The organism is Streptomyces ossamyceticus (genome assembly GCF_001418475.1).
In the GTDB taxonomy this organism is placed as follows: Bacteria; Actinomycetota; Actinomycetes; order Streptomycetales; family Streptomycetaceae; genus Streptomyces; species Streptomyces ossamyceticus.
On record NZ_LIQX01000021.1, the window covers coordinates 1 to 10497 of the forward strand.

Here is a 10497-nt window from a genome sequence, read left to right on the forward strand (position 1 = left end):
CGTAGCCGCCGTCGCCGCCGTAGCCGCCGTCGTCGTCACCGTGGCCGCCGTACCCGGCAGCCTCGCCATGACGCCAGTGGTCGCCGACGCCGATATGGCCGCCGCCGTCGTCACCGTGGCCGCCGTTCCCGGCAGCCTCGCCAAGGCGCAAGTGGTCGCCGACGCCGCCGTCGCCGCTGTCGTCGTCACCGTAGCCGCCGTCGCTGCCGTACCCGGCAGCCTCGCCATGACGCCAGTGGCCGCCGTGCTGACGGCCGTCAGCCGGGGCGAACTCACGGGCCGCGGCCCGCGTCCCGCTGAGGTCGGAGCCGCTGACGCGGGACTTCACGGGGGACAGGTCGGGCGCGGTGCTCATCTCGCTGTGCTTGGGGCTCGCGCTTGCGGGACCGCCCTTCAGGGTGTGGAGGGCACTGTCGCCGGGCAGGGCGGCAGACGCGCCGGGTGAGCCCCCCGGTGTCTTATCGGAACGCGCGTCCGCGAAGGCCGGCGTGCCGTACAGGGACAGAATGCTCGTCGCGGCGGCGGCCACGACCATTCCCCTGCTCAGGTTCTGTCGCAATCTCGTGTCTTCCTGGTCGAGCCGTGTGGAAATGCCGGCCCTGGAACCGGAACGGGTCCAGGGGCGGCCCGTGCCGCAGCCGTTCCGCTGGTGGTGCGCGTCCTGTTCGAGTACTCACACCGGACGCGCCGATGTCGCCTGCGGGACCGCGACGGGACGAGGTCCGGCGGCGACCGCACCAGTGGGCGACGCCGACCGCGTGCGTGTCAGGTCCTCTCCCTCTTCCCGCGACTGCGTCGGGGAGCGGCTTCACGCCTGCCGTGGTTTCGCCGCTGCTTGATTTTCTGACTGGTGAGATGATGGGATCCTGTGAAGTGCCAATACCGACAGCCGGGGCACCGGTAGATCCGATCCGGAATCTTTTCGATCAGCGGTTGTCTGACAATCCAGATACGCGCCTCATCCTCGCTACGAAATGAGGCCTTTCCCGTATCCGGACAACGCGGCAGGACGCTCATGTCACTCATTCCGCTCCGATGCGCACCGATTTTCCTATCACCTGCGGTATGACTAATTCGCGGTGATCGACTCTGAGTCAGAGAAAGGGAAAGCGCCTCTCCCGTGATGAATGAGAATGTTTCCTCATCCACTCTTCAGGGAAAGACGCTTTCAGGACGGAACACGATCCCTCAGGGAATCGAGAACGGGTGCCCCTGACTGCCGCACCGGATTTGGACGGTCACGAAGCGGAATCAGGGACTCCGTTCAGTTCGTCGACGTTAGGGGAGGGGAAGGATTTCCTCGATGGTGTCCCCGATGAGAGAGAGGTCCCCACCCTCGTTGTCGTCGCTCGTCGAGTTGTTGTTGTAGATGTTGGTGTAACCGACCTGGCAGTTCGGCACCGGGCCGTTGCCCGTCGCCGAAGCCTGCGCGTCCGGGCCCTCCGCCCCGACCTCGGCCACGGAGTTGCCGCAGATGTACGGGTCGTCCGGGTGACCCCCACCGAAGGCGCTGGCAGCCGTCGCGGAACCCGCGACCAGGGCCACCGCAGCGAGCGTCGAGGCAGCGCCCAGCTTCATGGTCTTGCGCATTTATATCTCCGTTTCTCGGTTCTTTCCGTTCGGAAGAACGGGACCGATATTGCCCCAACCACCCGAGCCCGCACCACTTGAGAGGGCCCAGACCCCGGATATTCATCCATACAGCCCCGAATGGCAATTGATATGAAATACAGAACGCCCAGGTCAGGCCAGGTCGGTCATCGAATGGAGCAATGGAACCGCACCTGGGAATCAAGCTGAACAACCATTCAATTCCAACCCTCCGCACGAATACGCATTCGGGCGGTCGCCGCCGCCCGTCCGGGCCCCGACAATCGCGGGACGGGCGACGGCGGCCGTTTCATTCAGGCGGACGCCGGCAGACGAAATGCGGCAGGGGCGCAGAGGGTGAGGGTCTGGTCGTTGGCCCCCAGCGTGGCGCAGACCTGCGGGACCCTGGGCACCGTGATGCTGACCGTCTGCCGAAGATCCGCCTGAACGGTCTGCCGCAGACTTGCGAGTGCGACGCCGTTCGCGGTGATCCTCACACTGACGGTCCGCGTCTGCTGACATTGGACGCTGACAGTGATCGCACTGGTCGCCGCGTCGTCGACCTTCCGCAGGCCGACCGAGCAAGGCAAGTCTGGCTGCTGTGCGGCGGCCTGCGCCGGCGCGGCGGCGCAGAGCGAAGCGGACGCCAGCAGCACGGTGGCCACTGAGCGGAGCACGCGGTGAGACAAAGGTCCTCCCAGGTACCGGAACAGCCGCCCATGGGCAGCCGACCCTCGATCGCGGCACCCAAATGTCCTTTAGGTGCCTTTTCTGGACGATGCGACCATAGGGGTCCCGAGCCGCACAACGGTGGGTGCTCCGGTCGGCCGAAGAACCGGCGCCGGCCCCGAGGGTGTCAGCCGCGATAAAGGGTCTCGATCTCCTCCGCGTACGCCGCCGAGACCGCGTGGCGCTTGATCTTCATGGACGGGGTGAGCAGCCCGTTCTCCTCGCTGAACTCACCCTCGACCAGCTTGAACTCACGGATCGACTCGGCGCGGGAGACGGCCTGGTTGGCGTAGTCCACGGCCTTCTGGACCTCGGCGCGCATCGAGGGGTCGGCGACGATCTCGGAGAGCGGGGTCTCCGGGGACATCCCGCGCACGTGCAGCCAGTGGCTGACGTCCTCGGGGTCGAGGGTGATCAGGGCGGCGACGAAGGGCCGGTTGTCACCGACCACGATGCACTGGCCGACCGGCGGGCGGCTGCGGAGGCGGTCCTCCAACACGGCTGGCGAAACGTTCTTGCCGCCGGAGGTGACGAGGATGTCCTTCTTGCGGCCGGTGATGGTGAGGTAGCCGTCGTCGTCGAGGGCGCCCAGGTCGCCGGTGGCGAACCAGTCGTCGGTGAGGGCGGCGTCGGTGGCGACCGCGTCGTTCCAGTAGGTGCCGAAGACGATGCCGCCCTTGATGAGGACCTCGCCGTCGTCGGCGATGCGGATCGCGGTACCGGGGACGGGCCGGCCGACCGTGCCGGGGCGGGGCCCCAGCGGCGGGACGATCGTGGCGGCCGCGGTGGTCTCGGTGAGGCCGTAGCCCTCGTAGATGATGATCCCGGCGGCGTAGAAGAAGAGGTTGAGGTCGCGGTCGAGCGGTGAGCCGCCGCTGATGGCGTAGCGCATACGGCCGCCGAGCTCGCTCCGGACGCGGCGGTAGACCAGCGTGTCGTACAGGGCCCAGGCGGCGTACAGGCCGGGCGTGGGGCCGGGGCCCCGGTCGAGGAACTTGTCGAGGTAGGCCTTGGCGAAGCGGACGGCGACGCGGTGGGCGCGGTCGAAGGAGGCGCCGCGGCCGATGCGTTCGGCGGTGGCGCGGCCGGTGGCGTGGATCCGCTCGAAGAGGTACGGGACGCCCACGAGGAAGGTGGGGCGGAACTTCTTGAGCGCGGGCCGCAGTTCGTCGGGCTTGATGCTCGGGCAGTGGCCCAGCTCGATCCGGGCCAGCAGGCAGGCGATCTGGATGGTGCGGCCCAGGATGTGGGCGAGGGGCAGGAAGAGGAGGGTGGAGGCGACCTGGCCGGTGATCTCCTTGAAGATCGGGTGGAGCAGCTCGACCGTGTTGGCGGCCTCCGCGTACAGGTTGGCGTGGGTGAGGACGCAGCCCTTGGGGCGGCCGGTGGTGCCGGAGGTGTAGCAGATGGTCGCGGCCGTGTCCGGGGTCAGGGCGGCGCGGCGCTTGGCGACCTCGTCCTCGGGGACGCTCCGGCCGAGGTCGGCGAGGACGTCGAGGGCGCCCTCGTCGAGCTGCCAGACGTGCGGGGGCCGGGAGTGGCGGGCGGTGGCGGTGGCGACGGCCGCCGCGTTCTCGGGGGTCTCCACGACCACGAAGTGGGAGCCGGAGTCGCGGACGATCCATTCGATCTGTTCCGGTGAGGACGTGGCGTAGATCGGGACGGACTGGCCGCCGGCCGCCCAGACGGCGAAGTCGAGGACGGTCCACTCGTAGCGGGTGCGGGACATGACCGCGACCCGGCCGCCCGGTTCGAGGCCGGCCGCTATCAGGCCCTTGGCGGTCGCGGTGACCTCGCGGGCGAAGTCGGTGGCTGTGACCGGGTGGAAGGTGCCGTGGGCGTCGGCGCGGCGCAGCACCACCGCGTCCGGGGCCTCGGTCGCGTTGCGGAAGGGGAGGTCGGCGGTGCTGCCGCCGGTCTGCCGGGGCGCGAGGGCGGGGGTGCGGGCCTCACGGACCACGCCCTGTGCGTCCCTGATCACCTCTACCGTGACGCGGTCGGCGAGGTCCGCGCGCTGCTTCGCCTGGTTCAAGTCCTTGCGTACACCCATCACGGCTCCCCGAGGCCGGCCACCGTCTTCATTACCGACGAGTCAACTTACCGGTAAGTAAGGATTTTTCAATGGTTTGGACTGAGTCCCGGGAGCCGTCGGGTTCGCGTGGTAGGTGTGGATCATGCGCCCCCACCGCCTCAGGTCCGTCCTGATATCCGTCTGTGTCACGTCCGCAGTGGCTCTCTCCGGTGCCGTACCGGCCGCCGCCCAGTCACCCGACGCTCCCCCTCGTACGGTCGCGGGGGCCCACTCGCTCAGCGTGCTGACCGATCTGTTCGCCGAACGGCTGCTCGTCGCCGACAAGGTCGCGGCGGCCAAGTACGGGACGAGCACGCCGATCGACGATCCGGTGCGGGAGAAGGCGATCCTCGACGACGTGGCCGCGCGGGCGGTCGGGCTCGGCCTCGATCCGGACGCGGTGACCGCGGTGTTCCGGGACCAGATCGAGGCGAACAAGCTGGTGCAGCGGGGTCTGTACGCCCGCTGGGACGCGCACCCGGAGGAGCGGCCGACCGAGCGGCCGGACCTCGTGAAGGAGGTACGGCCCGTCCTCGACCGGATCACCACGCAGGTGCTGACCGCGCTGGCGGACACGGAACCGCTGCGGGCCGGGGCCTCCTGCGGGCCCCGGCTGCGGCTCGCCGCGATCCGCTCGACGTACACCCACCACCTTGACCTGCTCCATGCGGAGGGACTGGTCCGGGCGCTGCCCTCGGTGTGCGGGGAGCGGTCCTAGTCCATCAGGCTGCGGGCGGCGTCTATCGCGTCGGACAGGTCGTTCAGCTGCTTGTCCTCCCTGTACCTGATCAGTTCGCGGACACGGGAGGACAGTTCACCGAGGGTGGGGCCGGCCGGGAGGCCGGTCCAGCGGGAGTCGTCGCGGCGCAGGGCGTCGGCGAAGTAGGCGGCCGCCGCGGCGACCTGGAGGCCGCGCGGTGCGGTGGACCACAGGTCGCCGTGGAGGGCCGACGCCTCGATGTCGGCGGTTTCCTCGTGCGGGGTGCGGCTGTCGGGGTCGAGCCAGCGGACGGTGGCCGTCGCCAGGTGGCCGGCCTCGGTGCCGGCCCGGGTACGGACGGCGTAGAGGGCGGTGACGGTGTGGCCGGGGCCGACCTCGCCGCCGTCCACGCTGTCGTCGCGGAAGTCCTCGTCGGCGACCCGGCGGTTGTCGTAGCCGATGAGGCGGAACTCCTCGACCGTCTCCGGGTCGAAGGCGACCTGGGCCTTGGCGTCACGGGCGGTGAGGTCGACGTGGCGCGGGAGTTGCTCGCAGAAGACCTCCTCGGCCTCCTTCTCGGTGGAGACGTATGTGGTGTGGCCGTCGCCCTTGTCGGCGAGGCGCTCCATCAGGGCGTCGCCGTAGTCGCTGCCGACGCCCACACCGAAGAGGGTGATGCCGTGTTCGCGGCGCTCGCCGGCGACGCGTTCGAGGATGGTGTCGGCGTCGGTGTCGCCGGTGTTGGCGAGGGCGTCGGACAGCAGGACGACACGGTTGGTGGCGCCCTTGCGCAACCCCTCGACGGCGGTTGCGTATCCGGTCTCGACGCCCGCGCCGAGGTTGGTGGAGTCGGCGGGCTCCAGGCTGTCGACGGCGTCGTGGATCCTGGCCCGGTTGTCGTCGAGGCGGGTCATCGGCAGGACGGTCTCGGCGGTGGAGCTGAAGGTGACGAGGGCGACGGAGTCCTGGTCGCGGAGCCGGTCGGTCATCGTGCCGAGGGCGTCCTTGGCGAGGTCGAGGCGGCCGGGCTCGGCCATGGAGCCGGAGACGTCGATGACGAAGGTGAGGGCGGCGGGCGGCCGTTCGCGGTCGCCGTCGGCGGCACGGGTGGCGAGGCCCACGCGCACGAGGGACCAGTCGTCGTCCTTGGTGCGGGCGCCGTCGACGGTGACCGAGAAGCCGTCGCCGTCCGGGCGTTCGTAGTCCTGCCGGAAGCTGTTGATGAACTCCTCCGGGCGGACCGTCGACGGGTCGGGCAGGCTGCCGTCCTCCAGGGTGCGGCGGGCGTAGCCGTAGGAGGCGGTGTCGACGTCCAGGGCGAAGGTGGACAGGTGGTCGGGCGAGGGGGCGATGTCACGGGACTCGTCGTCCTGTTGCTCGCCGTTCTGCCCGTCGGGGCCGTCGGGGGCGGGGGCCGGGAAGCCGTCGGCGGTGCGGCCGCCGCCCTTGTTGCTGTCGCTGCTCTGGCCGCTTTGGCCGCAGCCGGTGAGGAGCAACGCTCCGGCGGTACCCAGGGCGAGGAGCGCGGTGGTCAGTCGTCGTGTCGTCCCTGTGCTGCGATACGTGTGCATCGGGCCCCCTCGGCACGTCGTCGTCGCCCGGTTGTGGGCGGCTGTTGTGACTGTGACGGCCGAGGGGGCCCGAGTGTGCGACACAGGGCGTTGCGGATGGGTCTCGAAGCGGCCACGGCGACGGCCCTTCGAGACCGGTGGGTGATCCTCCGTTGACCTACGAGACGACGTCCTTGCGGCCGAAACCGCGGAAGGCCAGGGCGAACAGCACCAGCGCGTACGTTACGGAGACCGAGACGCCCTGGATCATGTCGGTGTACTCGGGCTGCGGGCGGACGACGTCCAGCCAGGCGTACTGCCAGTGCGCGGGCAGGAAGTGGCGCCAGTCGCCGAGGGCGGTCACCGAGTCGAGGACATTGCCGACGATGGTGAGGCCGACGGCGCCGCCGACCGCGCCGAGCGGGGCGTCGGTACGGGTGGAGAGCCAGAAAGCCATGCCCGCGGTGACCAGTTGGGACACGAAGATGTACCCGACGGTGATCACCAGCGCCTGGGCGGCGGCCGAGGAGGACAGTTCGCCGCCCGTGGGGAGTTCCAGCGGGCCCCAGCCGTAGGCGACCGTGCCGATGGCGAGGGCGACGACCGGGAGCAGCACCAGCGCCGCGAGGCTGAGGGTGAGGCCCACGACGAGCTTGGACCACAGCAGCCGGGCGCGGGGCACGGGCGCGGCGAGGAGATAGCGCAGGGAGGACCAGCTGGCCTCCGAGGCGACGGTGTCGCCGCAGAACAGCGCGACCGGGATGACCAGCAGGAACCCGGCGGCGGCGAAGAGGTTCACCGCGGCGAAGTTCGCGCCGGACGCCGTCGCCGTGTCCATCAGGTTGACCCGGTTGTTGCCCTCGCCGGGGGTGCCGCCGACCTGGAAGGCGATCACCAGGATGATCGGCAGGGCGAACAGGATGCCGCCCATGACCATGGTGCGCCGGCGCTTCAGCTGCCGGACCAGCTCCACCCCGAGAGGCAGGGTGCGGCCCGCGCGGTAGCCGTCGGCGACCTCGACGGGGGTGGTGGGCCCCGGCTCCCCGCGCCCGGGTTCTGCGTGCTCGGCACGCTCGGTCAGCGTGCTCATGCGGACTCTCCGATCAGGGTGAGGAAGGCGTCTTCGAGGCGGCGGTGGGGGCCGACCGCGGCGACGGGGACCTCCAGCCGGACCAGCTCGGCGATCAGCCGCTCGGCGCTGCCGTCCGCGTCGAGGCGGACGACCAGCCCCTCGTCGGTGCGTACGGCCGAGTCGATGCCCGGCAGCGCGGCGATCTTGTCGACGACGGGCTCCTCCACAGGGGCGGAGGTGCCGACCAGCAGGGTGTCGCCGGAACCGACGATCTCGCCGACCGGGCCCGCCTGGACGAGCTGTCCGTGGTCCATGACGACCAGGTGGGTGCAGGTCTGCTCCACCTCGGCCAGCAGATGGCTGGAGACGATGACGGTACGGCCGGCGGCCGCGTAGCGGATCATCACCTCGCGCATCTCGCGGATCTGCGGCGGGTCGAGTCCGTTCGTCGGCTCGTCGAGGATCAGCAGGTCGGGCAGGCCGAGCATGGCCTGGGCGATGGCCAGGCGCTGGCGCATGCCCTGGGAGTAGGTGCGCACCGCGCGGGCGAGGGCGTCGCCGAGGCCGGCGATCTCCAGCGCCTCCTCCAGGTGGGCGTCCTCGGCGGGGCGGCCGGTGGCCCGCCAGTACAGCTCCAGGTTCTCCCGGCCGGACAGGTGCGGGAGGAAGCCGGCGCCCTCGACGAAGGCGCCGACGCGGGACAGTACGGGCGCGCCCGGCACGATCGCGTGGCCGAAGACACGGATTTCGCCGCCGTCCGGCTGGATCAGGCCCATCAGCATGCGCAGGGTGGTGGTCTTGCCGGCGCCGTTCGGGCCGAGGAGGCCGAGCACCTGGCCCTTCTCGACGCGGAAGGACAGGTCGCGGACGCTGTACCGGTCGCCGTTCTTGTACTTCTTGCTGAGGTCGGTGATCTGGAGCGGGACCTCGGCGAGCGCCGGGTCGGGGGCGGGCGTCGTGATGCGGCGACGGCCGGTGACGAGCAGCACGGCCGCGACGGCCGCGCCGCCGATCGGCAGGTACCAGACCCAGGCGGGCAGGACGTCCGAGCGGTCGGCCCCGCCGAGCGGGGTCGGCACCTCCAGGTCGCCCTTCAGGGAGACGGTGTACGTCGCCGGGGCGGCCGGGGAGGCGTAGCCGAGGTCGGTGGAGGCGAGGACCAGGCGCAGGCTGTGGCCGTCGTCGAGTTCGTGGTCGATGGCCGGGAGGGTGAGCTTCACGTCCTTGCCGGCCTTGGCGCCCTCGACCCGGACGGGCTGGACGAGCTGGGAGGGCAGCACCTGGGAGGCGCCGCCGGGGCCGACGTCGTAGACCTTGGCGAAGAGGACGGCGTCGTCGCTGGTGGACTTCACATGGACGGTCGCCGTGGGTGAGCCGGTGATCTGGACGTCGTCCGTGACGGGCTTGGACTGGAACGCGGCGAACTGGCCGGGGAAGTCCAGCGACAGGCTCACGCCGAGCGAGGACAGCTGGGAGAGGCCGCCGGCGGCGCCGCCGATCCCGGGCAGGGCCGAGAGAGCGGGCGGGCTGGCGCCGGCCGGGTTCTCGAAGCTCTGATCCCGTCCAATGAGGGCGAAGGACCGGCGGTCGCTCCCCAGGCCCGGGTAGGTGTCGCCGGTGGTGCCGCTCAGGCGGGGCTCGCCGTCGCCGGAGCCGGTGCCGAGGGTGCGGGTGACGCGGAACGCGGAGCCGGTGTCGGCGCTCTTGTCGCCCTTCAGATAGCGGTCGAACCAGGCCTCGACGCGGGACTGGACGCGTCCGGTCTCCATGTCGCCGCCGTCATGACCGCCGGAGATCCAGTCGACGTCGACGGGCGCGCCGTTGGCCTTGATCGCCTTGGCGGCGGCGTCGGCCTGGCCGAGCGGGAAGAGGGAGTCGGTCTGGCCCTGGAGCAGCAGCGTGGGCACCTTGATGTGGTCGCCGACGGCCTCGGGGCTGCGCGCTGCGAGGAGCTTGACGGCCTCGGCGTCCGGCTCACCGGACTCGGCGACCCGGTCGTACATCGCGCACAGGTCGGCCTCGAACTTGGCGCAGCCGCCGCCGGTGTTGAAGAACAGGCCGGCCCAGAGCTTCTTGAACACGCCGTTCGGGAACAGGGCGTCCGCGAGGTTCCAGTACGTGATGGCCGGGGCGATGGCGTCGACCCGGTCGTCGTACCCGGCGGCCAGCAGGGAGATCGCCCCGCCGTAGGAGGCGCCGGCGGCGCCCACGCGTGGGTCGCCCTTCTTGTCCAGCTGGACCTCGGGGCGCTTGGCGAGCCAGTCGATCAGCCGGGAGACGTCGGCGACCTCGGCCTTCGGGTCGTTGAGCCCGATCTTTCCGGTCGAGTGGCCGAAGCCGCGCGCCGACCAGGTCAGCACCGCGTAGCCGTCGCGGGCGAGGTCCTCGGCCTGGCGTCGTACGTCGTTCTTGCTGCCGCCGAAGCCGTGCCCGAGCAGGACGGCCGGCCGGCGGCCGGTGGCGCCCGAGGTGAAGTACGAGGTGTCGATGCGGACACCCTCACCCATGGCCATAGCCTGGTCCGTGCGCTTCACCGGCGCCGCCTCGTCCGAGGCGGTGGCCGTCCAGGTACCGGCGCCGGCGAGCACCACGACGGCGGCCGCGGCGGCGAGGGTGCGACGCGGCCTCCGCCGGAGCGCTCCGCGCAGGCGCGGGCCGGTCAGTCGAAGATCCATGCGTCAACGGTACGGGGGTGTGGTGGCGTGTCTCGGCCCCCTCAGGGGGGAGGGGTGGGACATCCCACGGTCGTACGGGGGGAATTCGGTATACAGCGGGTGCGGTATAC

General features: G+C 70.8%; 7 protein-coding genes and 1 pseudogene. 1 reads left to right on the plus strand and 7 read right to left on the minus strand.

What is annotated here, in order from left to right:
- The 4 genes and pseudogenes from AOK15_RS01875 to AOK15_RS01890 all read right to left on the minus strand — a co-directional run.
- Positions 1–559: pseudogene (locus tag AOK15_RS01875) on the minus strand (hypothetical protein); the annotation flags it as partial.
- A gap of 719 nt (positions 560–1278) precedes the next feature.
- Positions 1279–1590: a hypothetical protein gene (locus AOK15_RS01880; RefSeq protein WP_055511999.1), complete on the minus strand. Its 312-nt coding sequence runs from the start codon at positions 1588–1590 to the stop codon at positions 1279–1281.
- Between the two features lie 314 nt (positions 1591–1904).
- Positions 1905–2255, minus strand: a complete 351-nt coding sequence (locus tag AOK15_RS01885; RefSeq protein WP_055512001.1) for a hypothetical protein — start codon at positions 2253–2255, stop codon at positions 1905–1907.
- Positions 2256–2446: 191 nt separating this feature from the next.
- Positions 2447–4369: an AMP-dependent synthetase/ligase gene (locus tag AOK15_RS01890; protein ID WP_055512003.1), complete on the minus strand. Its 1923-nt coding sequence runs from the start codon at positions 4367–4369 to the stop codon at positions 2447–2449.
- Positions 4370–4493: 124 nt separating this feature from the next.
- Here AOK15_RS01890 and AOK15_RS01895 point away from each other — a divergent pair, with 124 nt between their 5' ends.
- The gene (locus tag AOK15_RS01895) at positions 4494–5108 is read left to right on the plus strand and encodes a chorismate mutase (RefSeq protein WP_055512009.1); all 615 of its coding nucleotides are present in this window, start codon (positions 4494–4496) and stop codon (positions 5106–5108) included.
- Here the strand turns inward: AOK15_RS01895 and AOK15_RS01900 are convergent.
- The 3 genes from AOK15_RS01900 to AOK15_RS01910 all read right to left on the minus strand — a co-directional run bounded on the left by AOK15_RS01900 (position 5105) and on the right by AOK15_RS01910 (position 10387).
- On the minus strand, positions 5105–6661 hold the full coding sequence (locus tag AOK15_RS01900; RefSeq protein WP_055512005.1) for a vWA domain-containing protein: 1557 nt from the start codon (positions 6659–6661) through the stop codon (positions 5105–5107). The two genes, AOK15_RS01895 and AOK15_RS01900, sit on opposite strands and share 4 nt — an antisense overlap.
- A gap of 157 nt (positions 6662–6818) precedes the next feature.
- Positions 6819–7730 carry an ABC transporter permease gene (locus AOK15_RS01905; RefSeq protein ID WP_055512006.1) on the minus strand — a complete coding sequence of 304 codons (912 nt, stop codon included), beginning with the start codon at positions 7728–7730 and terminating at the stop codon, positions 6819–6821.
- The gene (locus tag AOK15_RS01910; protein ID WP_055512008.1) at positions 7727–10387 is read right to left on the minus strand and encodes an alpha/beta fold hydrolase; all 2661 of its coding nucleotides are present in this window, start codon (positions 10385–10387) and stop codon (positions 7727–7729) included. Before AOK15_RS01910 ends, AOK15_RS01905 begins: the two co-directional genes overlap by 4 nt.
- Positions 10388–10497 lie beyond the last annotated feature (110 nt).

Coding starts and splice junctions, on each gene's coding strand:
- AOK15_RS01890 (WP_055512003.1), bottom strand. CDS start 4,369: ATGGGTGTACGCAAGGACTTGAACCAGGCGAAGCAGCGCGCGGACCTC.
- AOK15_RS01910 (WP_055512008.1), bottom strand. CDS start 10,387: ATGGATCTTCGACTGACCGGCCCGCGCCTGCGCGGAGCGCTCCGGCGG.
- AOK15_RS01900 (WP_055512005.1), bottom strand. CDS start 6,661: ATGCACACGTATCGCAGCACAGGGACGACACGACGACTGACCACCGCG.
- AOK15_RS01880 (WP_055511999.1), bottom strand. CDS start 1,590: ATGCGCAAGACCATGAAGCTGGGCGCTGCCTCGACGCTCGCTGCGGTG.
- AOK15_RS01905 (WP_055512006.1), bottom strand. CDS start 7,730: ATGAGCACGCTGACCGAGCGTGCCGAGCACGCAGAACCCGGGCGCGGG.
- AOK15_RS01895 (WP_055512009.1), top strand. CDS start 4,494: ATGCGCCCCCACCGCCTCAGGTCCGTCCTGATATCCGTCTGTGTCACG.